Consider the following 23,850-nt stretch of genomic DNA (forward strand, 5'->3'; position numbering starts at 1 on the left):
CTGCGGCACCGGCCCGCTCCCCCACCCGACCACCCATAGAATACTGCCGTTGGGTGGTCGGGTGGGGAAGCGGACCGGTGCCGCCTTGAAATTCACCCTTTCGCGATTTTTCAACGGCCTCTGAGACGCCCAAGAGGTTTGATTGCACGGTACACCGCCGCTATGGCGCGCGGCATGGAGCGGCTGGACGGAAGCTCGATGGTTCCGGCGCATCTGCGCGGCGGAGTGGTCGCGCTGGGCAATTTCGACGGATTTCACCTCGGGCACCAGGCCGTGGTGGCGCGTGCGGTATCGCGCGCGCGCGAACGTGGCGTGCCCGCGATCGTCGCCACCTTCGACCCGCATCCGCGCCGCTATTTCCAGCCCGACACCCCGCCCTTCCGCCTGACGACGCTCGACCAGCGCCAGCGGCTGTTCGCGGCGGCGGGCGCGCAGGCGATGCTGGTGTTCGCGTTCGACTCGGCGCTGGCCAGCCTGTCCGCCGAGGCGTTCGCGCGCGAGCGGCTGGTCGAGCTGGCAGGCGCCAGCGGGGTGGTGACGGGCGAGGACTTCACCTTCGGCAAGGGGCGCGGCGGCAATCCCGACATCCTCACCGCGCTGGGCGCGACGATGGGCTTCACCGCCGAGACGGTGCCTGCGGTCGGCGCAGGCGGCCATGCCTTTTCGTCGAGCCGGATCCGCGACTATCTTCGCGAGGGGCGTCCGCGCGATGCCGCCTATCTGCTCACCCGCCCCTTCGCGGTCGAGGGCGAGGTGGTCCACGGCGCGAAGCTGGGCCGCGAACTGGGCTATCCGACCGCCAACATGCTGCTCGGCAGCTATCTGCGCCCGGCCTATGGCATCTATGCGGTCCATGGCCGGCTGCCCGACGGGCGCGTGCTGAACGGCGTCGCGAATCTGGGCATCCGCCCCAGCATCGAGCCGCCGGAGGAACTGCTGGAAAGCTATTTCTTCGACTTTTCGGGCGACCTCTACGGGCAGACGATCGAGGTGCAGCTGATCGAATTCCTGCGCCCCGAGGCGAAGTTCGACAGCCTCGATGCGCTGAAGGTCCAGATGGACGCCGATGCCGCGCGGGCGCGCGAACTGCTCGACTGATCAGGCGAGATAATAAACGCACGCGACGTAACTGCCCCAGATCGCCAGCGGCACCAGCGCCCAGGCGGCCGCGCCGGAACGGCGCCCGAGGGTCAGCATGACCGCCAGCGTCGCGACGAGCGTGCCCAGCGTCCCGATGGCGCCCGCCGCCGGGCTGTCGAGCCCGCCGGTATAGACCGGAAACGCCAGGCAGATCGCCGCCAGCGCAACCGGCAGCCAGGCACGCCAGCCATGATCGTGCGTATCGCGCAGCCAGAGCCAGCGCGCCGCGCCCATCAGCGCGAACTGCACGACCCAGATCGCGCCGACGAGCGGGCCCGGCGGCACCCAGCGCGCCTGTTCGGGCGGCAGCGCCCCGCCATCGGCGCCGAGGCCGAAGATCAACGCGTTGCCGACCAGCACCAGCGCGACCAGCGCCGCGATGTTGAGCCAGAGCCCCGTGCTATCGGTGCGATTCAGGCTGGCGGCGGTCATTGCGGGCTCCCGATAGTGTCGATGCTGCGCAAAAACGCACGAAAGCGTGAAGGTTGCGCAGAACAAGCGCTTTGAAGTTGACCGCGCACCCGCTAATCCGCGCGCACCCATGACTGACGCAACAGATTTCCGCGACACCGTCTTCCTGCCGAAGACCGAGTTCCCGATGAAGGCCGGCCTTGCTGCCAAGGAACCGGCCATCCTCGAGCGCTGGGCACGCATTCGCCTGTACCAGCAGCTGCGCGAGGCCCGTGCCGGGCGCGAGCGCTTCATCCTGCACGACGGCCCGCCCTATGCGAATGGCAACATTCACATGGGCCATGCGATGAACAAGATCCTGAAGGACATCGTCGTCCGCTCGCAGAGCCTGCTGGGCAAGGATGCGCCCTATGTTCCCGGCTGGGACTGCCACGGCCTGCCGATCGAATGGCAGATCGAGAAGCAGTACAAGGAAAAGAAGCTCAACAAGGACGAGGTGCCGGCCGCCGAGTTCCGCGCCGAGTGCCGCGCCTATGCCGCCAAATGGGTCGGCGTGCAGCGCGGACAGTTCGAGCGGCTTGGCGTGATGGGCGACTGGGACGATCCCTATCTGACGATGAACTTCGACAGCGAGGCGATCATCGCAGGCGAGCTGCTGAAGTTCGCCGAGAGCGGCCAGCTGTATCGCGGCGCGAAGCCGGTGATGTGGTCGCCGGTCGAGAAGACTGCGCTGGCCGATGCCGAGGTCGAATATGACGACATCGTCTCGACCCAGATCGATGTCGCGTTCGAGATCGTCGAGGCGCCGGGCGCGCCCGAATTGGTCGGTGCGCATGCGGTGATCTGGACGACGACGCCGTGGACGATTCCCGTGAACCAGGCGCTCGCCTATGGCCCGGGGGTCGATTATGAGCTGATCGAATGGAACGGCCGCCGCTTCCTGCTCGCTGCCGATCTGAAGGCGGCCGTGCTGAAGCGCTGGGGCGTCGATGCCGATAGCGGCGACGTGCGCTCGCTCGGCATCCTTGCCGGCACCCGCCTCGACGGAGCCGTGGCGCGCCATCCGATGCATGCGCGCGGAGCGTTCTTCGCGAAGCCGCGCCCGCTGCTGGCCGGCGACTTCGTCACCACCGATGCCGGTACCGGGCTGGTGCACATGTCGCCCGATCATGGCGAGGACGACTTCCTGCTGTGCAAGGCCAACGGGATCGATCCGGTGTTCGCGGTGCTGGACGACGGCCGCTACCGCGACGACTGGGCGTGGATGGGCGGCAACGAGTTGTCGGTCATCAACAAGAAGCTGAACGCCGCCGAAGGCCCGATCTGTTCGGACCTGCGCGAGGCGGGCGCGCTGCTGGCCGGGTCGGACGATTTCTCGCACAGCTATCCGCACAGCTGGCGGTCGAAGGCGAAGGTCATCTTCCGCTGCACCCCGCAATGGTTCATCCCGATGGACCGGGCGATCCAGTCTCCCTCTCCCCTTGTGGGAGAGGGAAGGGGCCCGTCCGCGCAAGCGGATGGGAAGGGTGAGGGGGACGCGAGTCTCACGCCCCCTCACCCTTCCGCGGCTTCGCCGCTCCCTCCCTCTCCCACAGGGGGAGAGGGAAATAAGGCCACGCTGCGCGAGCTGGCGCTCGATGCGATCGAGCGGACGCGGTGGGTGCCCGAAAAGGGCCGCAACCGGATCAGCGCGATGGTCGAAGGACGCCCCGACTGGGTGATCAGCCGCCAGCGCGCCTGGGGCGTGCCGATCGCACTGTATGTCCACCGCCAGAGCGGCGAGTATCTGCGCGATCCGGCTGTCAACGCCCGCATTCTCGACGCCTTCCGCGCCGGCGGTGCCGATGCCTGGTTCGCGGCCGATCACCAGCAACTGCTGGGCGCCGACCATGACCTGGCCGACTATGAGGTCGTCACCGACATCCTCGATGTCTGGTTCGACTCGGGCTCGACCCACAGCTTCGTCGTCGAGAAGCGTTACGGCGAAGGCGTGCGCGCCGACCTGTATCTCGAAGGGTCGGACCAGCATCGCGGCTGGTTCCAGTCGTCGCTGCTCGAAAGCTGCGGCACGCGCGGCCATGCGCCCTATGGCACCGTGCTGACCCACGGCTTCGCGCTGGACGGCAAGGGCCTGAAGATGTCCAAGTCGATCGGCAATATCGTCGATCCGCTGAAGGTCATCGGCGAGAGCGGTGCCGATATCCTGCGCCTGTGGGTCGCCCAGACCGATTATTTCGAGGATGTCCGCATCGGCAAGGAAGTGCTGGCGGGGACGGGGGACGCCTATCGCAAGCTGCGCAACACCTTCCGCTATCTGCTGGGTGCGCTCGACGGCTTCAGCGATGCCGAGAAGCTGCCGGTCGCCGAGATGCCGGAGCTCGAGCGCTATATCGTTCACAAGCTCGTCGCGCTCGACGCCGAGCTGAAGGATGCGGTCGGCGCCTATGAATTCAACCGCTATGCCCGCGCGCTGACCGACTTCGCCAACGAGGACCTGTCGGCCTTCTTCTTCGATATCCGCAAGGACTCGCTCTATTGCGATGCGCCGGGCGACCCGAAGCGCCGCGCCTATCGAACCGTGCTGGATCTGCTGTTCCACGCGCTGGTCCGCTATGCCGCGCCGATTCTCAGCTTCACCGCCGAGGAAGTGTGGCAGGCGCGCTATCCCAGCGAGGACGGGTCGGTCCATCTGCTCGAGTGGCCGGAAATGCCGCAGGTCGTCGGCGACCTCCGTGCCGACTGGAACGCGGTGCGGGCGCTGCGCGAAAAGGTGACCGAGGCGATCGAGCCCTATCGCCGCGAAAAGACGATCCGGTCCAGCCTGGAAGCCGAAGTGGCGGTTCCCTCGCTGCCGCTGGACGAGGACCTGCTCGCCGAGCTGTTCATCGTGTCGCGGGTGACCGGCGGCAGCGATGCGGTCACGGTCGCGCCCACGCAGCGCCTTAAATGCGGCCGATGCTGGCGGCATCTTCCCGAAGTTGCGAACGACGGCGCGCTGTGCGACCGCTGTTCCGAGGTAGCGGGCGCATGACCAAGACGCGTGGAATCGGATTGCTGGTGGCGCTGATGGTGTTCCTGGTCGACCAGGGCACCAAATATTTCGTCACCCAGAGCCTGGGCATCTCGTACGACGGCGCGTCGACGGAAATCTTCAGCTTCTTCGACCTGCGCTATGTCGAGAATATCGGCGTGTCGCTGGGGCTGTTCCGCGCGAGCACCGAGACCTGGCGCTGGGCATTGGTGGCGCTGACCAGCCTGATCGCGATCGGCGTGGTCGTGTGGATGCTGCGCGAACGCAAGCTGGGCGATGTCGCGGCGCTGGGCCTCGTCCTGGGCGGCGCGCTGGGCAATATTCTCGATCGCAGCCGCCTCGGCTTCGTCGTCGACTTCGCGGACCTGCACTTCGGCACATGGCGGCCGTTTTTGGTCTTCAATGTCGCCGATGCTGCGATTACCATCGGCGTGCTGATCCTGCTGGTCCGCGCGCTTTTCGTGCGTGACAAGCCTCGGGCCACGCAGCAGGATTCTGTGGAGACTATCAATGCGTAAGACTGTCCTGATCGCCGGCGCGCTCGCGCTGGTCGCTTCGCTGTCGGCCTGCGGGCGCAGCGGCTATGACCGTGCCCGTCCCGACGAGTTCGCGGTCGCGCGTGCCGCCCCCCTGGTGATCCCGCCCGACTTCGCATTGGTCCCGCCGCGTCCGGGCGCGCCACGCGCACAGGATTCGCAGCCGCAGAACCAGGCGCTCGACGCGCTGTTCGGCGGATCGGCCGTGCGCAGCGGCAGCGAGAATGCGACGCTGGACGCCGCCGGACGCACCGGTGCGGACCAAGGTGCGCGCAGCACTGTAGGCGATCCCAACACGACCGTGGTCGACAAGGGCAGCACGACCCGCGACATCATCGCCGCGCCCGAGGGTACCGGCCGCGACGCGTCGGCCGCGACTCCGCAGTAACGTCCCCGGACGATCGAAAAGGGCCGCGCCTCGACCGAGGCGTGGCCCTTTTTCGTGCGTCCGCCGGACAGCGAAAGGGGCCGCGGAACAAGTCCGCGGCCCCCTTGGCACCGGTTGTGAACGGGATCAGAAGCTGACGCTGACCGATCCGACGACGCCACCCTTGCTGGCATTCTTGCCGCTGGGGGTGATGTAGTCGCCATCGGTATCGACATACTGGACGCCGAAGGTCAGCGACTTCCAGGTCGCCGAGGCGCCCAGGCTCCAGTCGGTATATTCGTTGCCGATGCCCAGCCAGCTGGGCCCCCAGGTGTGGCCGAGATGCGCCGTCAGCGAGATCGGCGTGTTGGGGATCGAGGTCGACAGGTCGCCGGCGAGATAGGCATTGTCCTGCTTCGGCCCGCCGAGCTGCCCCTGGTCGAGCGCGAGCGAGGTCTGCTTCGGCGCATAGGCGAAGGTCGCCTTCGCGGTCACCGGGCCGATCCCGTACGACACCGCCGCATAAGGCTCGAAGATGCTCGACTTGCTGACGTCGCCGGTGAAGCCCGGCTTGGTACCGGGATAGAGGTAATAGACCGCGCCGATGTCGAAGGTGACGCCGCCGGAAGTGGTCTTGAACCCGGCGATCAGGTCGATCTCCTGGTTGGCCGAGCCGTGGACGGTGACATAGTCGTCGACCGACGACCCCCAGACCGACGCATAGAAGCCCGAGGCGTGGCTGACGGTGATGCCCGCCTGGACGGCGAAATTGCCGTCGGTCTGGGAAATGCCGCGAAAGCGGTAGTCGCTGACGACGGCGGCGCTGCCGCTGACGGTGATTTCGGGGGCCGGCTCGGTTTCGTCCTGAGCGAAGGCCGGGGTCGCACCGGCGAGTGCGCACACGCCGATCATGAGTTTCGAGAAACGCATCTTCATCCCTTTCGGTTAGATTCGATGGTTCCCGCCTGCTGTCGACGGTGCGAGCTGTCTGAGGCCCCGAAGAGCCCGCGCCGCTATCGCCGACGTTGTAACAATGCAGAAACACGCTGCACCGCACAACAAAATAAGCCCGCGAGGTCACGTAACCTCGCAGGTGTTGCGACATCGCAACAGAAAAGACGTATCGGCGGGGGTTTCCCCGCCGATCGGATCAGGCGTCGCGGAGCGCGACGATGGCGTCGATCTCGACCACCGCGCCCAGCGGGAGCACGGCGACACCGACCGCGCTGCGGGCATGCTTGCCCGAATCGCCGAAGATCGCAGCCATCAGTTCGGACGCGCCGTTCGCCACCTTCGCCTGATCGGTGAAGTCGGCGGCCGAATTGACGAACACGCCCAGCTTCACGATGCGCTCGACCCGCTGGAAGTCGCCGCCCAGCGCCTTGCGGATCTGCGCCAGCAGCATCACCGCGCAGCGCCGCGCCGCCTCGGCACCGTAATCGAGGTCTCGATCCTCGCCGACGCGGCCGGTCATCAGCTGACCGTCCTGGAACGGCAACTGGCCCGAGATGTGAAGCAGCCCGCCGACTTCCACAGCGGGGAGATAGGCGGCGACAGGTGCCGCTGCCTCGGGAAGGGTCAGGCCGAGCTCGGCCAGCTTCGCGTCGATCTGCATGGTCATGCCAGGGTCTCAACCATTGGCCGCGACGCCGGTCAAGCCTTGGGCGAACCGATTCACGATCCACGCCTCCGCCTCCTGCCAGTCGTCGATCCGGGCATGGGCATGCGGTGCCGCGGGAATGTGCGGCGCGAGCGTGGGTTCGGAGACCATGTGCAGCCGGAACACCTCGGGCGCATGGGTGGCGACCGATTCGTGATGGATCGCCAGATCGTCGATGAAGACCGTCACGCTGGGGCGGAACTCTTCGACCAGCCGGGCGACCGGCTCGCCCTTGCCGCCCTGGTTGCACTCGACGCGGTGACGGATCCCGTGCGCCGCCAGCTGTTCGATGCGCGGTTCGCGGCACTGGTCGCGCAAATTGGTCAGCACGACGATGTCGGCGGTCTCGGCCAGCGTCGCCAGCGCCTCTCGCGCATGCGGGACCAACGTCTGCCGGCCCATCTCGGCCGGAAAGAAGCTGTTGAGCAGGGCCCACATTTCCTCTCGCGCGACCCGACCGCCATCGGCACGCCGCGTCAGCGCCTCGTCGAAATGTCCGCGCGACAGGTCGAAGTCGATCTCATGGGCTTCGTCCAGCCAGCTCCCGAAATGGCGGACCATATGGAGCAGCACTTCATCGCAATCGGTGATCAGCAGCGGTTTCATCACTTCTCCAGTGCAGCGCGCGCTGCGACGAGGTCGGACGGCGCGATGCCCAGCGAGTCGGCGCAGGCGACCAGGTCCGGCTCATGCGCTTCGAGAAAGCCGATCGTCGCCGCCAGCAGCGCCGGCTCCCCTGCCCGTTCGCGCAATTCGGCGGGATCGAGGCCGGTCAGGTCGAGCAGCCGGTTTGCCCGGGCGGAGTCGCCCAGCGTCCATACGAGCGCGGAAAGTGCAACCTCGACTGCCCCAGATTTGGACGCAGATCGGGTGCGATCGGACGAGTCGGCGTTTGTCTCGCGGGCGGCCATGGCCTAAAGCTTGTCCTTAAATAATAAGGGTCTGCGCGTGGCAAAAAGGGTGCTCGTTGTCGAGGACAACGAACTCAATCTGAAGCTTTTCTGCGACTTGTTGCGGGCCCATGAACTCGCGGTCGAACCCGTACGTGACGGCCGCGAAGCAGTGACCCTGGCCAGGGAGTTCCGGCCCGACCTGGTGGTGATGGACATCCAGATGCCGCATGTCACCGGGCTGGAACTGATCCAGCAGATGAAGCTCGACATCAGCCTGCGCGCGATCCCGATCATGGCGGTGACCGCCTATTCCGGCCGTGAGGACGAGGAGCGCATCCGCGCCGCCGGCGCCAATGCCTATGTGTCCAAGCCGATCTCGCTTGCGCGCTTCATGGACGAGGTCCGGGCCCTGCTGGCCGCCTGATCCGGGCGACGGGGCACATAGCGAAAAGCCCCCTTCCTGGCGGAAGAGGGCGTCGCAGGCGCGGACGATGAAGGCACCGGCCGAATCGCGCAAACCGCGGCGCCGAAGCGCCGAATCGGCTTACTTGATCTTCGCTTCCTTGAACTCGACATGCTTGCGCACGACCGGGTCATACTTGCGGAAGGTCAGCTTCTCGGTCTGGTTGCGCGGATTCTTCTTGGTGACGTAGAAGAAGCCCGTATCCGCCGAGCTGACGAGCTTGATCTTGACAGTGGTCGGCTTGGCCATGGCCCGAAAACCCTTAGATTCTGCGAAAAGGAAAAAGCGGCACGCGCTAGCGCACCGCCATCAGGGGCGGCAGTTGCGCCAGCGCGCGGCAAAAGTCAAGACATGCCTGTCGTCACGCCGTCTTAACCCGCCAGCTGCTACCGGCGGCGCTTCTCGACAAGGCAGCGCATGGAAGCCCTGGTACCCGCATTCATCGTCACCGTGCTTGCCCAGCTGGGCGAGAAACCGGCGCTGCTGACCGCGATTCTCGCCGACCGGTTCAACCAGCCGCTGCGCGTCGCACTCGCCGCGATCGTGGCGCATGCCGGGTTGAATGCCATGGCCGCGATGGGCGCGATTCTGATCGGGCCGACCCTGAGCCCGAACGCCCAGGCGCTGTTCCTCGCCATTGCCTTTCTGTTCGGCGGATTGGGTGCCCTGCTGCCCGCGCGGGCGCCGGACCGACTGGACGGCTGGCGGCTCGGCGCGATGGCGACGACTGCGCTCGGCACCTTCAGTGTGGCGCTGGGGTCCCAGACGCAATTCTTCGCGCTGGCATTCGGGGTTTTCGGCCTGCCCTGGTTCGCCTTTGCCGGCACGCTGGCCGGGACGGCGTGCGTCGCCATCGCCGCGGCACTGACCGGCGAGACGCTCTGGGTTCGCATGCCGCTGCGCGCATTGCGCGCCGTTTCGGCCGTCCTGTTCCTCGGGGCTGCGGCGGTCATCGGATCCGGGGCGTTGCGCCTGACCTAGCCGGAACGGGCCGCACCGGCGACGACCGGTCCGATCGATTGCTGTCATCGGGATTTCACCTATGCGGAACGGGACCCGAACGCCTATGTCTACGTTATCGTTACGAAACCGAATCGCCGGAGGACATGATGGCAGACACCAAGGCGCTGCAGACGCCGACCGACCTCAATCGCAACGAGACCAAGAGCGTCGCCGATGCGCTGAACAGCGCGCTGGCGGACAGCTATGCGCTGTATTTCAAGACGAAGAATTTCCACTGGCACGTGTCGGGTCCGCATTTCCGCGACTATCATCTGCTGCTCGACGACCAGGCCGCGCAGATCCTCGGGATCACCGACGCGATCGCGGAGCGGGTGCGCAAGACCGGCAACATGACCCTGCGCTCGATCGGCGACATCGCCCGTCGCCAGACGCTGAAGGACAATGACGCCGATTTCGTCGGCCCCGGCGACATGCTGTCCGAATTGCGCGACGATAATCTGAAGCTGGTCGAGAGCTTCCGCGCGGTGAAGGAAGCTGCCGAAAATGCGAACGACAACGCAACCTCGGGCATCGTCGACGAATGGACCGACCAGGCCGAGGAACGTGCCTGGTTCCTGTTCGAGGCGTCGCGCAAGGGCTGATCGCCCTCACGAGCAACAAGAAAGGGCCGGGAGCGATCCCGGCCCTTTCCCTTTACCCCCGGACGATCACTTGATCGCGGCGAGTTCCTTCTCGATCTTGCCCAGCGTCTCTTCGGTGATCGCGCCACCCGACATGGGCTGGACCTGGCGCAGGCTCATCGTCTTGAACATCTCGTAATGCTCGTGCTTGGAGACGTCCCCGCCGAGATTGGCGGTCAGGACCGCATTGGCCTTCGCGTCGGCGACCAGCGTTTCGATCGGGGTGTCGAGGTTGAACTTGGCAGCCGAGACAGGTGCTGCCTGGGCCGCGGGCGCGCTCGGGGCAGCCGGTGCGGTCTGCGCCGACGCGGCGGCGGGAATCAGGAAGGCTGCGGCGGCCGCAGCGGCGATCACGAACTTCATGGGCAGTGCTCTCCATCGAATGTGGAGCCCCGCTCCACACGCGCATGGCTAATCGCGATTCGTGGCTTTGGCGAGGCGCTCAGCGCGAGTCTGCAGCGCCGAGCGTCACCAGCCACCAGTCGGGCGGGGCGCCGAAACGGAACGGCAGCACGCTGGTGCCCAGCCCGCCGCTAACCACGACCGCGCGGCCCTGATCACGGATCGCCCCGCAACGAAATCGGTCGCCATAGTTCGAGCCGGTTTCCAGCGCGCCATAGAGCGGCAGGACGATCTGACCGCAATGCGTGTGCCCGGCCATGACGATCGCAAAATGACGGCCGAGCTTCGGCACCACGTCGGGGCTATGGGTGAAGGCGAGCGTCGGCCCGGGCAGCGCATCGGCGGCGCGGATCGACGCGGGCACGTCGGCATGGCGCGAATGATAATCGTCGATCCCGACAAGCGTGAGCACGCCGACGCGGCGCGCCGCATTCGACAGGACGGGGATTCCCGCCCCCTCCAGCGCCTTTCGCATCGCTGGCCCGCCATGCCAGTGATCATGGTTGCCCAGCACCGCATAGACGCCGAGCGGCGCCTTCAGCTTCGCCAGCGGCGCGGCGATCTCGGCCTGCGAATAATAGCGGGTGGCGAGTTTTCGATCGCCGATGAAATCGCCGGCCAGAAGGACGAGGTCGGGCTTCTGCGCATTCACGCTCTCGACGATTCGGGCGACGCGCTCGGGCGGCATGTCGGGGCCCTGGACATGGATATCGCTGATCAGCGCGACCCGTACTGGCGGCGCCCCGCGCGGCCAGTCGGTCATGCCGATCCGGATGCCGTGCACCGTTGGATCGGCGAGGATATTGGCGTAGCTCCACCCGATCAGAGCGACGATGACGAGGAGGACCAGGCCGAGCAAACGGAACATCCGCCGGCCCCTAGCGTAATCCCGGAATGACGGCCATCTCCTGCTGATGCGCGCCTTTGCCGACCTTCTCGACGGGTTGATCTACACGCGCTCGCGCAATGCGAAGCTGCGGCGCATCGGCGACTATCTGAAGGCGACGCCCGATCCCGACCGCGGCTGGGCGATGGCCGCCCTGACCGGCGGGCTCGACCTGCCGGCGGTCAAGCCGGCCCTGATCCGCGCCATGGTCGAGGAGCGGGTCGATCCCGTCCTCTATGCGATGAGCCGCGATTTCGTCGGCGATTCGGCCGAGACGATCGCATTGCTGTGGCCCGAACCGATGGTTGCGCCGGAAGAAAGCGGCCCGTTGCTGCTGTCGGAAGTGGTCGATCGGCTGGCGACGCTTTCGCGATCGGACGCTCCCGGGGTGCTCGCGTCGATGCTCGACCGGCTGGACGCCGATGAGCGTTTCGCCCTGTTGAAACTCGCGATGGGCGCGCTTCGCGTCGGCGTGTCCGCGCGCCTGGCCAAGACCGCGCTCGCCCAGGCCTTCGGCCTCGACGTCGAGGCGGTGGAGGAAGTCTGGCACGGGCTTCAACCGCCCTATCCGGAGCTGTTCGACTGGGCCGAGGGCCGCGGCGTCCAGCCGAGCGCGCAGAACGTGCCCGTCTTCCGTCCGTTCATGCTGGCCCATCCGCTGGAGGAAACGCGGGTCGATCTCGACGAGTATGCCGCGGAATGGAAATGGGACGGGATCCGGGTCCAGCTGGTCCATGTCGCCGGCCAGACGCGGCTCTACAGCCGGGCCGGCGACGACATCACCCACAGCTTCCCCGAAATCGCCGAGGCGTTCGCCCAGGCCGGCGCCCTCGACGGCGAGCTGCTGGTCAAGGGCGAGGCGCAAGGCGGCGCGATCGGTGAAGGCGGCGGGGCGGGCAGCTTCAACGCGCTTCAGCAGCGACTGGGACGCAAGCTGGTCAGCGCGAAGACGCTGGCGGAGTATCCCGCCTTCGTCCGGCTCTACGACATCCTGTTCGATGGTGCGGAGGATCTGCGCGAACTGCCATGGCACGAGCGCCGCCGGCGGCTCGAGGCGTTCGCGACGCGGCTCGACCCCGAGCGGTTCGACGTCTCCGCGCTGATCGAAGCCGGCGATTTCGAGCAGCTGGAGGAAATCCGGGCCGGCGCGCGCGACGCGGCGATCGAGGGCGTCATGCTCAAGCGGCGCGAGTCGCCCTATGTCACCGGCCGCCGCGTCGGACTGTGGTACAAGTGGAAGCGCGATCCGCTGACCGCGGACTGCGTGCTGATGTATGCCCAGCGCGGCAGCGGCAAGCGAAGCTCCTTCTATTCCGACTTCACCTTCGGCGCCTGGACCGAGGAAGGCGAGCTGCTGCCGGTCGGCAAGGCCTATTTCGGCTTCACCGACGAAGAGCTCAAATGGCTCGACCGGTTCGTCCGGACCAACACGCTCAACCGGTTCGGCCCGGTACGCGAGGTGGAGAAGACGCTGGTGCTGGAGGTCGCGTTCGATTCGATCCACGAATCGAAACGCCACAAGTCCGGCCTGGCGATGCGATTCCCCCGGATCGCCCGCATCCGCAACGACAAGCCGGCCGCCGAGGCCGACCGGATCGAGACGCTGCGACGCATGGCGACCTGAACGAGGGGCGGCTCTTCCCAGATCCGTGCAGCCGAGATAGCAACGCGGCGAAGGGGAACGTCATGGGGGAGATTGCCAGGCATCCGCCGCCATGGCTTCATCGCCCGTCGAGGCGGGGCGGGTGAGCGCGGAGCTTCTCGCTCCGGCGATGATGATCGCCTCGGGGTCGATCCATGCCGTGGTCAACGCGATCCTGAAGAGCGGCAGGGACAAGATGACGGCGCGCAGCGTCATCGACGGGTCGAGCGCGATCCTGTTGCTGCCCGCATTGTTCTTCGTCCCCCTGCCCCACGGCGCCTGGCACTGGCTGGGGGCGAGTGCGCTCATCCACTGCATCTATCTTTACGCGCTGGTCCGGGCGTTCGAGGCGAGCGACATGTCGGCCGCCTATCCGATCCTGCGCGGCGTGGCTCCGCTGATCACGGCGGCCGTTACTGTTGGCGTGCTGGGAGAGTCCGCCAGCATCGGCGATCTTCTCGGCACGGCGCTGATCGGCTTCGCCGTGCTGATGATGGTTGCAGGAAAGCATATTCAAGCCGCCGGGCTCGGCTGGTCGCTGGCCACCGCGGCGATGATTGCGGCCTACACCATCGTCGATGCTGCCGGGGTACGCGCCGCTCCCACGCCGACCAGCTATATCGTGTGGCTTTTCGTGATCGCGGGTATTGCCGTCGTCAGCTTCTTCGCAGTCATTTCCAGGGGCGCGATCCTGCAAACGGCACGCGGCCAGTGGCGAGCCGGTGTCATCGCCGGCGCCTTATCGATCGTTACCTATGGGCTCGCGATGCATGCCTATGCCCTCGGCCCGACCGCGCCGCTGGCGGCCCTGCGCGAGACGGGAATGATCACTGCGCTGCTGATCTCGCTGTTCGTACTGAAGGAGCGGGTAGGCTGGCTGCGCGCCGCCAGCGTGCTTGGCGTGATGGCCGGAGCCACATTGATCCTGACGCGCTGACAGCAAGCTGAAACGAAAAGGGCCGGACGTTTCCGCCCGGCCCCTTCCTTTGTCTGGCGTGAGCCTGCGCTCAGCTGCCCGGCGTCAGGTTCACCGCGGCATACTTGCCGCGACGGTCCACCTCGAGTTCGAACTCGAGACGGTCGCCCTCGTTGAGCGTCGGCATGCCGGCACGCTCGACGGCCGAGATGTGGACGAACGCGTCCGGCTGGCCATCGTCGCGCTGAATGAAGCCGAAGCCCTTCATCGCGTTGAAGAACTTGACCGTACCGGTCGCCTTCTCACCGGTCAGCTGACGCTGCGGGCCACCCCGGGGTGCGCCGCCGGGGCCGGCATCGCGATCGCGCGGCGGACCGCGGTCCTCGACCGGCATCGGCTCGCCGTCGATCTTCAGCTCGGTCGCCGAGATGCGGCCGCCGCGATCGACGAGCGTGAAGCCAAGCGGCTGGCCTTCGGCGAGGCCAACAAGACCGGCCTGCTCGACCGCGGAGATGTGCACGAACACGTCTTCGCCGCCATCGTCACGAACGACGAAGCCGAAACCCTTCTGCGCGTTGAAGAACTTCACGACGCCGGTGCCTTCGCCGATCACCTGCGGGGGCATGCCGCCACCGCCGCCGCCGCCGCCGCGGAAACCACCGCCACCGCCGCCGCCGCGGAAACCACCGCCGCCACCGCCGCCGCCGAAGCCGCCACCACCGCCGCCGCCGAAGCGATCACCGCCGCCGGAAAAACCGCCGCCGAAGCCACCGCCACGACCACGGTCCTCAAAACCGCCGCCGCCGCCGTAGAAATTGTCGTCGCCGCCGAAACCGTCGCGCTTGTCCCTGCCGCGCCCGCCGCGATCCCCACGGCGCCCTCTATCGAAACTCATGCCCTGTTCGTCTTCCCGGTTCGCCCGAAATCACCATCGAAACCCAAGCGCCGGACGAGCGCGCAAGTCTTCGGACACCCGAAACGGGGTGCCTCTAGAATCAGTCATAGCCCAAAAGCACACAGGGCGCGAACGAAATTCGAACCGGGTTCAGGTGAATTTCATCCCGCTTCTTGCCCAGATCGCCGCTGCGGGGCAGATCGGGGCATGGACTCGATCATGGACCTCCTCGCCAGCCCCTCCGTGTGGGCAGCCCTCGTCACGCTGATCGTGATGGAGGTGGTGCTGGGAATCGACAACCTGATCTTCATCTCGATCCTGTCGAACAAGCTGCCGCCGCACCAGCGCCAGAAGGCACGGCGAATCGGCATCAGCCTGGCGCTGGTCATGCGCCTCGCGCTGCTGACGATGATCGCGTGGATCGTCGGCCTGGTGCACCCGGTGATCGACCTGGGCATCACCGGCCCGCTCGATTCGCACGGCGTCCCCGCGTTCGAGACCGCCTTTTCGTGGCGCGACCTGATCCTGATCGCCGGCGGGCTGTTCCTGGTGTGGAAGGCGACCAAGGAAATCCATCATTCGGTCGACACGCATGAAAGCGACGACCTGCTCGACAAGGACAGCGCATCGCAGGCCGGGATCAACTTCACCTCGGCGATCGTCCAGATCCTGCTGCTCGACATCGTCTTCTCGGTCGATTCGATCCTGACCGCGGTCGGGATGACCGAACATGTCGAGGTGATGTATGTCGCGGTGATCGTGGCGGTGATCGTCATGCTGGTCGCAGCCGACCCGCTGGCCAACTTCATCAACGGCAACCCGACCGTCGTCATGCTGGCGCTCGGTTTCCTGCTGATGATCGGCACGGTGCTGATCGCCGAAGGCTTCGGCGCGCATATCCCCAAGGGCTATATCTACACCGCCATGGCATTCTCGGCCGGCGTCGAGATGCTCAACATCTGGTCGCGTCGCTCGCGCGAGAAGCGACTGGCCGCAAAGGGCGACACGCCTCACTGAGGGCGCCGGGTGGGGGAGCGGGCCGGACCGCATTGAAATTCACCCTTTGGCAATCCCTCAAACGCGCTTGTGCAGGTCCGCGCCATTGAACCCGGAGCGGCCGGACCCCATTGAGCCAAGGGACGAAGGGGTCTAGGCGGCGGCGATGACTGTTCATTTCTACGAAGAAGACATTCCCGAGGGGCTGTTCGCGCCCGGCGCATCGATTGCGGTCGATACCGAAACCATGGGCCTCGTCACGCTGCGCGACCGGCTGTGCGTGGTGCAGCTGTCGGACGGATCGGGCGACGAGCATCTCGTGCGCTTCGGGCCGCGCTCGACCTATGACGCGCCGAACCTTCGCGACGTGCTCGCCGATCCCGAACGCCTGAAGCTCTATCATTTCGCCCGCTTCGACCTGGCGGCGATCCGCTTCTATCTCGGGGTCATGCCCGCGCCCTGCTATTGTACCAAGATCGCATCGCGGCTGGTGCGCACCTATACCGATCGCCACGGCCTGAAGGACCTGGTGCGCGACCTGCTGGGACAGGAGATCTCGAAGCAGCAGCAATCGTCCGACTGGGGCGGCCCCGACCTGTCCGATGCGCAGCGCGACTATGCCGCGTCCGACGTGCGGCACCTGCACGCGATGAAGGCCGAGCTGGACCGCCGGCTCGAACGCGAGGGCCGGATGGAACTTGCACAGGCCTGTTTCGATTTCCTCCCTGCCCGCGCGGAACTGGATCTCGCGGGATGGCCGGAAGTGGACATCTTCGCGCATGCATGAAGGCTCGCGCCTTTCCCGTGAGACCCTGAATGTCTGAAGTCGCCGCCCGGCTTCAGTCCCAGCGTCGTGCCTGGGCCCATCCGGGGTCCAGCCATGACCGGCTGGTGCGCCTGTTGCTGATCGTCCTGCCGATCGGCATCGCGGTGCTGGGCGTCGGGCTGGTCGTGGCGCCGCTGATGACCGGCGCGGAAGTCAGCTTCGTGCTCGACAAGAACAAGGTGGACGTCGCGTCCGAGCGGCTCCGCGTGCAGAGCGCCGAATATCGCGGCGAGGATGCCAAGGGCCAGGCGTTCAAGCTGAACGCCGGCAGCGCGGTGCAGAAGAGCTCGACCGACGCCGAGGTGCAGCTGAGCGACCTGAACGCCCAGCTCGGCCTGCCCGAGGGTCCGGCGACCGTCCGCGCCGACAAGGGCCGCTACAATCTTCAGAACGACCAGGTGGCGATCGACGGCCCGATCGCGTTCCGCACCGCCGACGGCTATACGCTCGACACGCATGACGCGACGCTGGATCTGAAGACCCGGCAGCTGCGCAGCGGCGGCGCCGTTACCGGCCGCACGCCGACCGGCACCTTTTCCGGCGACAAGCTGACCGCCGACCTCGAACAACGAACCGTCCGCGTCGATGGGAATGCGCGCTTGCGCATCTATCCCAAGCGCGCAAATAGGCAATAATGATGCGCGCTCTCGCCCTGCTTCCGCTCGGCCTCTTCATGGCGCTGGGTGCCTCCGCCCCGGCCACGGCGCAGACGCGCCACAATACCAACGCACCGATCGACTTCGCCTCGGATCATTTCGAGATCCAGGACAAGGCGAACCGCGTCATCCTGACCGGCAATGTCCGCATCACCCAGGCCGAGATGACGATGACCGCCGCCCGGACGACGCTGACCTATACCGGCCAGATCACCGACGGGTCACCGCAGGTTTCCCGCCTCGACGCATCGGGCGGCGTGACCGTGACCCGCCCCGACCAGAGCGCGCGCGGCCAATATGCGGTATACGACATCAATCGCCGGGTGATCACCATGGTCGGCGCCGTGACGCTGCGCCAGGGTCCCAATGTGATCAACGGCGGACGGCTGGCGATCAACCTCGATACCGGTCGCGCCACGATCGACGGGTCGGGCGTGGGCGGCAGCACGACCCCGGGCGGGGTGCAGAGCCAGGGCGGCCGCGTGACCGGCCGCTTCTCGGTTCCGAAGCGCGACGAGGCCCCGGCGTCGCCACCATCGCCCTGACCGATCGCGCCAATTTCACGATCGGGCGCTTGAACCCTTTCCTCGTCCATGATTCTCATGCACGAATCCTGCCAATGAGCGTTGCCTGAGGGCGCGGAAGCGCGACCGAATCCATTCGAGGGCCAACATGACCGACACTGCCGAAATGGAGACACCGATCGCGGACGTCGTCCCGCCGCCCGAAAAGGGACTGGCCGTCGTCTCGATCGCCAAGGCCTATGACAAGCGGGTCGTGCTGACCGACGTCTCCATGTCGGTCTCACGCGGCGAAGTGATCGGCCTGCTGGGCCCCAACGGCGCCGGCAAGACGACCAGCTTCTATTCGGTGATGGGTCTGGTGAAGCCCGATTCGGGCCGCATCATGCTGGACGGCGAGGATATCACCGCCCTTCCCATGTATCGCCGGTCGATCCTGGGCCTGGGCTATCTTCCGCAGGAAACCTCGATCTTCCGCGGCCTGTCGGTCGAGAAGAACATCCTTGCGGTGCTCGAACTGTCCGAACCCGACAAGGAGGCGCGCCGCCACCGGCTCGACCAGCTGCTCGACGAATTCGGCCTGGCCCGATTGCGCGACGCGCCCGCAATGGCGCTGTCGGGCGGCGAGCGGCGGCGGGCGGAGATCGCGCGCGCGCTGGCTGCCGACCCGACGATCATGCTGCTCGACGAACCCTTTGCCGGCATCGATCCGCTGTCGATCAGCGATATTCGCGACCTGATCCGCCAGCTCAAGACGCGCGGCATCGGCGTGCTGATCACCGACCACAATGTCCGCGAGACGCTCGACATCGTCGACCGCGGGTACATCATCTATGACGGCCGGGTGCTGTTCGCCGGGTCGCCCGACGACCTGGTTCGCGACGAGAATGTCCGCCGTCTGTATCTCGGCGAGAGCTTCGAACTCTAAGTGCGATGAGTCTGGCGCCTCGCCTCGACCTGCGGCAGTCGCAATCGCTGGTGATGACGCCGCAGCTCCAGCAGGCGATCAAGCTGCTGGCGCTGTCGAACCTCGAGATCGAGGCGTTCATCGCCGAGGAAATCGAGAAGAACCCGCTGCTCGAGTCGCAGGACCGCGACGAAGACGGCGGGCGCGATCGCGACGGCGATGCGGGGACCGAGTCCGGGCCGATCGGCGACCCCGATCTTCCGGACGGCGACTTCGCCGCGGGCGATGCGATGCCCGATGCCAGCCAGCTGCTGTCCGGCGGCGGCGAGGCGCATGGCGAGGCGGCGCTGGACGTCGATTTCACTGCCGAGACGTTTCACCATGACAGCGCGATCGATTCGCCCGGCGGCATGGACGGCAGCCTGGGCATGGCCGGAACGGGCGGCGGCGGGTCCGAGGACGGGCCCGATTTCGACAATTTCAGCGATACCAGCCTCTCGCTGGCCGATCATCTGCTGACCCAGGCGGGGCAGGTGATCTCGGGCGCGGACCAGTTCATCGCCGCCCATCTGATCGATCAGATCGACGAGACCGGCTATCTGACCGTGCCGCTGCTCGACATCGCCGAGCGGCTGGGCGTGCCGCTGGTGCGGGTGGAGGCGGTGCTTGCGACCGTCCAGACCTTCGACCCCACCGGCGTCGGCGCGCGCAACCTGGCCGAATGCCTGGCGCTCCAGGCGAAGGAAGCCGACCGCTACGATCCGTGCATGGCGCGGCTGATCGACAATCTCGACCTGGTGGCGCGCGGCGACATCGCCCGGCTGAAGCGCATCTGCAATGTCGATGACGAAGACATGGCGGACATGATCCGCGAGCTGCGCGACTATGATCCCAAGCCCGGCCTGCGCTATGGCGGCGAGCCCATGCTTGCGGTCACGCCTGACATCTTCGTCGCGCGGCGCGGTGCCGGATGGGCGATCGAGATCAACGCCGCCACCCTGCCCCGGGTGCTCGTCAACCGCGCCTATTATGCCGAGGTGTCGACCGGTCCGCAGGACAAGTCGAGCAAGGCGTGGCTGTCCGACATGCTCGCCAGCGCCAACTGGCTGGTCAAGGCGCTCGACCAGCGCCAGCGCACCATCATCAAGGTCGCCAGCGAGATCGTGAAGCAGCAGGAGGCGTTTTTCCTGCACGGCGTCGCGCATCTGAAGCCGATGACGCTGCGCCAGGTCGCCGATGTGATCGAGATGCACGAATCGACGGTCAGCCGGGTGACCAGCAACAAATATCTCAGCTGCGCGCGCGGGCTGTTCGAGCTAAAATATTTCTTCACGAGCGCGATCCAGTCGGCCGATGGCGGCGATGCGGTCTCGGCCGAGGCGGTGAAGAGCGCCATCCGCGCGCTGATCCAGGCCGAGGATCCCAGGAAGATCCTGTCCGACGACACGCTGGTCGACCTGCTGAATGCCAAGGGCTTCGACATTGCGCGGCGCACGGTCGCCAAATATCGCGAGGCGATGGGCATCGGCAGCTCGGTCCAGCGCCGCCGGCAAAAGGCGCTCGCCGGGGCGGGCTGACGCCGCGCCCCGCCCCTCAGTCGTCCTCGTCCTCATAGCCTGACAGGTCGAGTGCGCGCGCCTTGATCTGGCGCTGGCGGCACCAGTGGACCAGCGCGTCCTCGCGCCCGTGCGTGACCCAGACTTCGCGCGGTGCCACGTCGCGGATCGTATCGATCAGCTCGTCCCAGTCGGCATGGTCCGACAGGATCAGCGGCAGCTCGACATTGCGCTGCCGCGCGCGCTGGCGGACGCGCATCCAGCCCGAGGCCATCGCCGTGATCGGATCGGGCAGCCGCCGCGACCAGCGATCGTTGAGCGCGCCGGGCGGGCACAGGATGATGCGTCCCTGAAGCTCGGCCTTGGCGACCCCCGTCGCCGGGCGGAGTTCGCCCAGGTCGACGCCATGTTCGACATAGAGATCGCACAGCCGCTGTAGCGCGCCATGGATGTAGATCGGATCGTCGAACCCCATCACGCGCAGCTCGCGGATCACGCGCTGCGCCTTGCCCAGCGCATAGGCGCCGACCAGCACGCAGCGATCGGGATTGGCGCGCAGCGCTTCCAGCAGCTTGTCGAGCTCGTCATGGGTCGCGGGGTGGCGGAATACCGGCAGGCCGAACGTCGCCTCGGTGATGAACACGTCGCACGGCGTCACCTTGAAGGGGGCGCAGGTCGGATCCTCCCGCCGCTTGTAATCGCCCGAGACGATGACCCGCTCGCCGCGATGCTCGAGCACGATCTGCGCGGATCCCAGGACATGGCCGGCAGGCACGAAGTGAAAATCGATCCCGCCCAGCGACAGCGCTTCGCCATAGGCCACCGGCCTGGCGTTCTGGGCGCCGTAGCGCACATCCATGATCGCCAGCGTCTCGGGCGTCGCCCAGACTTCGCCATGCCCGCCGCGCGCATGGTCGGCATGGCCATGCGTCACCAGCGCGCGCGCGACCGACTGCGAGGGATCGACCCAGGCATCGGCGGCGGGAAGATAGATTCCCGAAGGTTGTGGGTCGATCCAGTCGCCGAGCTTGCTCATCATGCCTATATGGTTGCGATGCCAACAGGTTCCCAGCTTCCGCAGCCGCTGACCGACTGGTTCGCCGCGCGTGGCTGGACGCCGCGGCGGCATCAGCTCGACATGCTCGCCGCCGGCCGGGCGGGGCAGCATGCGCTGCTGGTCGCGCCCACGGGGGCGGGCAAGACGCTGGCCGGCTTCCTGCCGACCCTGGCGGAGCTGATCGAAGCGCCGGTCGACGGGCTGCACACGCTCTACATCTCGCCGCTCAAGGCGCTGGCGGTCGATGTGCAGCGCAATTTGCTGACGCCGATCGAGGAAATGGACGTGCCGATCCGGGTGGAGACGCGCACCGGCGACACGCCCAGCGACCGCAAGGCGCGCCAGCGTGCGCGCCCCCCCCAGGTCCTGATGACCACGCCGGAGAGTCTCAGCCTCCTCCTGTCCTACCCCGACAGCCTGACGATGTTCGACACGTTGAAGACGGTCGTGATCGACGAGGTCCATGCCTTTGCCTCGGGCAAGCGCGGCGACTTGTTGTCGCTGTGCCTCGCCCGGCTCCATGCGCTGGTGCCCGGCTTTCGCCGCGTCGCCCTGTCCGCCACCGTCGCCGATCCCGATGCCTATCGCGCCTGGCTGGCCCCCTATGGCGATATCGACACGGTGACGCTGGTCCAGGGCGAGAAGGGTGCCGATCCGGACATCGCGATCCTGCTGCCGGAGGTTCGCGTCCCCTGGTCGGGCCATTCGGGCATCTACGCGATCGAACAGGTCATGGCCGAGATCGAGACGCACCGCACCACGATCGTGTTCTGCAATACCCGCGGGCTGGCCGAACTGGTGTTCCAGCAATTGTGGAAGGCGAACCGGCTGAGCCTGCCGATCGGCGTGCATCACGGCAGCCTGAGCCTGGAGGCGCGGCAGCGCGCCGAAGGGGCGATGGCCGAGGGCAGGCTGCGCGCCCTCGTCGCCACGGCCAGCCTCGACCTCGGGGTCGACTGGGGCGATGTCGACTGCGTGATCCAGATGGGCGCGCCCAAGGGGTCGTCGCGCCTGCTCCAGCGGATCGGACGGGCGAATCACCGGCTCGACGAGCCGAGCGAGGCGGTCCTCGTCCCCGGCAACCGCATGGAATATCTCGAGGCGCGCGCGGCGCTCGACGCAGTCGAGGCGGGCGAGCTGGACGAGGATGTGTTTCGCGCCGGCACGCTCGACGTGCTTGCCCAGCATGTCATGGCCTGCGCCTGTGCCGCGCCCTTCGGCGAAGCGGAAATGCTGCAGGAAGTTCGCGCAGCATTGCCCTATTCGGCGCTCGACCAGGAGGTGTTTCATCGCGTCCTGAACTTCATCGCCGACGGGGGATACAGCCTGCGCGCCTATGATCGGTTCAAGCGGCTGACGCTGGGCAAGGACGGGATGTGGCGGATCAGCCATCCCAGTTTTGTTGCGCAGCATAGACTGAATGCGGGCATCATCGTGGAGGCGCCGATGCTGGAGGTGCGCTTCAAGAACGGCCGCCGGCTGGGCAAGGTGGAGGAAGGATTCGGGTCGTCGCTGGCGCCCGGCGACACCTTCTTCTTCGCCGGCATGGCGCTGGAGGTCGAGAAGGTCGAGTTGACCGACCTGATCGTCCGCGCCACCGCCAAACAGGCGCGGATCCCCAGCTATATGGGCGCGCGGCTCGCCATCACCTCGAACCTGGCGCACCGCGTCCGGCAATATCTCCATGACCGCAGCCAGTGGGCGCGCTTTCCGGACGACGTCCGCGAATGGCTGGAGGCGCAGGCGCGGCGATCGGCGATGCCGACGCCCGAACAGCTGCTGGTCGAGACCTTTCCCCATGAGGGGCGGCACCACATGATCTGCTACAGCTTCGAAGGCTGGAACGCGCACCAGTCGCTGGGCATGCTGATCACGCGGCGGATGGAGGCGATGGGGCTGAAACCGATCGGGTTCGTCGCGAACGACTATGCGCTGGCAGTATATGGCCTGGAGAAGATCGAGGACCCCCGCGCGCTGTTCTCCCCCGATATCCTCGAACATGAGTTTGTCGAATGGGTCCAGCAATCGGCGCTGCTGAAGCGCGCCTTTCGCGAAGTCGCGATCATCGGCGGGCTGGTGGAGCGCCAGCATCCCGGCAAGCGCAAGAGCGGCCGCCAGGTCACGTTCTCGACGGACCTGATCTACGATGTGCTGCGCAAGTACGAGCCCGACCATCTGCTGCTGCGCGCGGCCTGGGCCGACGCGCGCGCGCGCATGACCGATGTCGGGCGCCTGGCTCACCTGCTCGACACCGCGGGCGAGCGCATGCTCCATGTCGATCTCGACCGCGTCACCCCGCTTGCCGTGCCGGTCCTGATCATGATCGGCCGCGAGACGGTGGCGCAGGGCGTGACCGAGGACGAGCTGCTGATCGAGGCGGAAGCGATCGCGACCGAGGCGATGCGCCTCGACGGATAGAGGCCGCCAAACTTGGCGATTGCTGCGC

26 protein-coding genes are annotated in these 23,850 nt (G+C 66.8%); 16 read left to right on the forward strand and 10 right to left on the reverse strand.

What is annotated here, in order from left to right; translation table 11 throughout:
• The first annotated feature begins 174 nt into the window (after positions 1-174).
• Positions 175-1,098, forward strand: a complete 924-nt coding sequence (locus TPR58_RS00305; protein ID WP_346244601.1) for a bifunctional riboflavin kinase/FAD synthetase — start codon at positions 175-177, stop codon at positions 1,096-1,098.
• On the opposite strand, the gene TPR58_RS00310 is transcribed toward TPR58_RS00305, so the two are convergent.
• Complete coding sequence (locus tag TPR58_RS00310) at positions 1,099-1,572, reverse strand: tryptophan-rich sensory protein (protein WP_346244603.1); 474 nt, start codon at positions 1,570-1,572, stop codon at positions 1,099-1,101.
• A 109-nt stretch (positions 1,573-1,681) separates the two neighbouring features.
• On the opposite strand from TPR58_RS00310, the gene ileS reads away from it, so the two are divergent.
• From ileS to TPR58_RS00325, 3 genes are read left to right on the forward strand one after another with little or no spacing between them, the layout of a single operon-like run.
• Positions 1,682-4,582 (forward strand): isoleucine--tRNA ligase, encoded by a 2,901-nt coding sequence (gene ileS, locus TPR58_RS00315; RefSeq protein ID WP_346244604.1) that lies wholly within the window; start codon positions 1,682-1,684, stop codon positions 4,580-4,582.
• The gene (gene lspA / locus TPR58_RS00320; protein ID WP_346244605.1) at positions 4,579-5,100 is read left to right on the forward strand and encodes a signal peptidase II; all 522 of its coding nucleotides are present in this window, start codon (positions 4,579-4,581) and stop codon (positions 5,098-5,100) included. The genes ileS and lspA overlap by 4 nt, the downstream gene beginning before the upstream one ends.
• Positions 5,093-5,506: a DUF3035 domain-containing protein gene (locus tag TPR58_RS00325; protein ID WP_346244606.1), complete on the forward strand. Its 414-nt coding sequence runs from the start codon at positions 5,093-5,095 to the stop codon at positions 5,504-5,506. Before lspA ends, TPR58_RS00325 begins: the two co-directional genes overlap by 8 nt.
• 126 nt (positions 5,507-5,632) lie before the next feature.
• On the opposite strand, the gene TPR58_RS00330 is transcribed toward TPR58_RS00325, so the two are convergent.
• From TPR58_RS00330 to TPR58_RS00345, 4 genes are all read right to left on the reverse strand, one after another.
• The gene (locus TPR58_RS00330) at positions 5,633-6,415 is read right to left on the reverse strand and encodes a TorF family putative porin (RefSeq protein WP_346244607.1); all 783 of its coding nucleotides are present in this window, start codon (positions 6,413-6,415) and stop codon (positions 5,633-5,635) included.
• 220 nt (positions 6,416-6,635) lie between these two features.
• Complete coding sequence (locus tag TPR58_RS00335) at positions 6,636-7,100, reverse strand: RidA family protein (RefSeq protein WP_346245105.1); 465 nt, start codon at positions 7,098-7,100, stop codon at positions 6,636-6,638.
• 15 nt (positions 7,101-7,115) lie between these two features.
• Entirely contained in the window at positions 7,116-7,751 is a 636-nt protein-coding gene (locus tag TPR58_RS00340) for an HAD family hydrolase (RefSeq protein ID WP_346244608.1), read from the reverse strand.
• Positions 7,751-8,056 (reverse strand): DUF3572 domain-containing protein, encoded by a 306-nt coding sequence (locus tag TPR58_RS00345; RefSeq protein ID WP_346244609.1) that lies wholly within the window; start codon positions 8,054-8,056, stop codon positions 7,751-7,753. Before TPR58_RS00345 ends, TPR58_RS00340 begins: the two co-directional genes overlap by 1 nt.
• Before the next feature lie 37 nt (positions 8,057-8,093).
• Between TPR58_RS00345 and TPR58_RS00350 the strand changes: the two genes are divergently transcribed.
• A complete protein-coding gene (locus TPR58_RS00350) occupies positions 8,094-8,462 on the forward strand; it encodes a response regulator (RefSeq protein WP_346244610.1) in 369 nt (122 codons plus the stop codon).
• 120 nt (positions 8,463-8,582) lie between these two features.
• Here the strand turns inward: TPR58_RS00350 and rpmG are convergent, their stop codons facing one another.
• Positions 8,583-8,750: a 50S ribosomal protein L33 gene (gene rpmG, locus TPR58_RS00355; RefSeq protein WP_055757016.1), complete on the reverse strand. Its 168-nt coding sequence runs from the start codon at positions 8,748-8,750 to the stop codon at positions 8,583-8,585.
• Positions 8,751-8,918: 168 nt separating this feature from the next.
• Here rpmG and TPR58_RS00360 point away from each other — a divergent pair, with 168 nt between their 5' ends.
• Together TPR58_RS00360 and TPR58_RS00365 are read left to right on the forward strand one after the other, a co-directional pair.
• Positions 8,919-9,482 (forward strand): TMEM165/GDT1 family protein, encoded by a 564-nt coding sequence (locus TPR58_RS00360; protein ID WP_346244611.1) that lies wholly within the window; start codon positions 8,919-8,921, stop codon positions 9,480-9,482.
• 128 nt (positions 9,483-9,610) lie between these two features.
• The gene (locus TPR58_RS00365; protein ID WP_346244612.1) at positions 9,611-10,105 is read left to right on the forward strand and encodes a Dps family protein; all 495 of its coding nucleotides are present in this window, start codon (positions 9,611-9,613) and stop codon (positions 10,103-10,105) included.
• Between the two features lie 66 nt (positions 10,106-10,171).
• On the opposite strand, the gene TPR58_RS00370 is transcribed toward TPR58_RS00365, so the two are convergent.
• Entirely contained in the window at positions 10,172-10,507 is a 336-nt protein-coding gene (locus TPR58_RS00370) for a hypothetical protein (protein ID WP_346244613.1), read from the reverse strand.
• A 79-nt stretch (positions 10,508-10,586) separates the two neighbouring features.
• Complete coding sequence (locus TPR58_RS00375; protein WP_346244615.1) at positions 10,587-11,414, reverse strand: metallophosphoesterase; 828 nt, start codon at positions 11,412-11,414, stop codon at positions 10,587-10,589.
• 46 nt (positions 11,415-11,460) lie between these two features.
• On the opposite strand from TPR58_RS00375, the gene TPR58_RS00380 reads away from it, so the two are divergent.
• The gene (locus TPR58_RS00380) at positions 11,461-13,056 is read left to right on the forward strand and encodes a cisplatin damage response ATP-dependent DNA ligase (RefSeq protein WP_346244616.1); all 1,596 of its coding nucleotides are present in this window, start codon (positions 11,461-11,463) and stop codon (positions 13,054-13,056) included.
• A 91-nt stretch (positions 13,057-13,147) separates the two neighbouring features.
• A complete protein-coding gene (locus TPR58_RS00385; protein ID WP_346244617.1) occupies positions 13,148-14,011 on the forward strand; it encodes an EamA family transporter in 864 nt (287 codons plus the stop codon).
• Positions 14,012-14,081: 70 nt separating this feature from the next.
• Here TPR58_RS00385 and TPR58_RS00390 read toward each other — a convergent pair whose 3' ends face one another.
• Positions 14,082-14,885, reverse strand: a complete 804-nt coding sequence (locus TPR58_RS00390; protein ID WP_346244618.1) for a cold-shock protein — start codon at positions 14,883-14,885, stop codon at positions 14,082-14,084.
• Between the two features lie 207 nt (positions 14,886-15,092).
• On the opposite strand from TPR58_RS00390, the gene TPR58_RS00395 reads away from it, so the two are divergent.
• The 6 genes from TPR58_RS00395 to rpoN all read left to right on the forward strand — a co-directional run bounded on the left by TPR58_RS00395 (position 15,093) and on the right by rpoN (position 20,368).
• Positions 15,093-15,902: a TerC family protein gene (locus tag TPR58_RS00395; RefSeq protein ID WP_346244619.1), complete on the forward strand. Its 810-nt coding sequence runs from the start codon at positions 15,093-15,095 to the stop codon at positions 15,900-15,902.
• A gap of 145 nt (positions 15,903-16,047) precedes the next feature.
• Entirely contained in the window at positions 16,048-16,668 is a 621-nt protein-coding gene (locus TPR58_RS00400) for a ribonuclease D (protein ID WP_346244620.1), read from the forward strand.
• Between the two features lie 29 nt (positions 16,669-16,697).
• Positions 16,698-17,342 (forward strand): LPS export ABC transporter periplasmic protein LptC, encoded by a 645-nt coding sequence (gene lptC / locus TPR58_RS00405; protein ID WP_346244621.1) that lies wholly within the window; start codon positions 16,698-16,700, stop codon positions 17,340-17,342.
• Entirely contained in the window at positions 17,342-17,908 is a 567-nt protein-coding gene (locus TPR58_RS00410) for an LptA/OstA family protein (protein WP_346244622.1), read from the forward strand. The genes lptC and TPR58_RS00410 overlap by 1 nt, the downstream gene beginning before the upstream one ends.
• 127 nt (positions 17,909-18,035) lie before the next feature.
• Complete coding sequence (lptB, locus tag TPR58_RS00415; protein WP_346244623.1) at positions 18,036-18,812, forward strand: LPS export ABC transporter ATP-binding protein; 777 nt, start codon at positions 18,036-18,038, stop codon at positions 18,810-18,812.
• A 5-nt stretch (positions 18,813-18,817) separates the two neighbouring features.
• Positions 18,818-20,368: an RNA polymerase factor sigma-54 gene (gene rpoN, locus TPR58_RS00420; protein WP_346244624.1), complete on the forward strand. Its 1,551-nt coding sequence runs from the start codon at positions 18,818-18,820 to the stop codon at positions 20,366-20,368.
• A gap of 16 nt (positions 20,369-20,384) precedes the next feature.
• Here the strand turns inward: rpoN and TPR58_RS00425 are convergent, their stop codons facing one another.
• A complete protein-coding gene (locus TPR58_RS00425) occupies positions 20,385-21,383 on the reverse strand; it encodes a ligase-associated DNA damage response exonuclease (RefSeq protein WP_346245106.1) in 999 nt (332 codons plus the stop codon).
• 18 nt (positions 21,384-21,401) lie between these two features.
• On the opposite strand from TPR58_RS00425, the gene TPR58_RS00430 reads away from it, so the two are divergent.
• Positions 21,402-23,822: a ligase-associated DNA damage response DEXH box helicase gene (locus TPR58_RS00430; protein ID WP_346244625.1), complete on the forward strand. Its 2,421-nt coding sequence runs from the start codon at positions 21,402-21,404 to the stop codon at positions 23,820-23,822.
• Positions 23,823-23,850 lie beyond the last annotated feature (28 nt).

This window comes from Sphingomonas rustica (assembly GCF_039652585.1).
Classification (GTDB): Bacteria; Pseudomonadota; Alphaproteobacteria; order Sphingomonadales; family Sphingomonadaceae; genus Sphingomonas; species Sphingomonas rustica.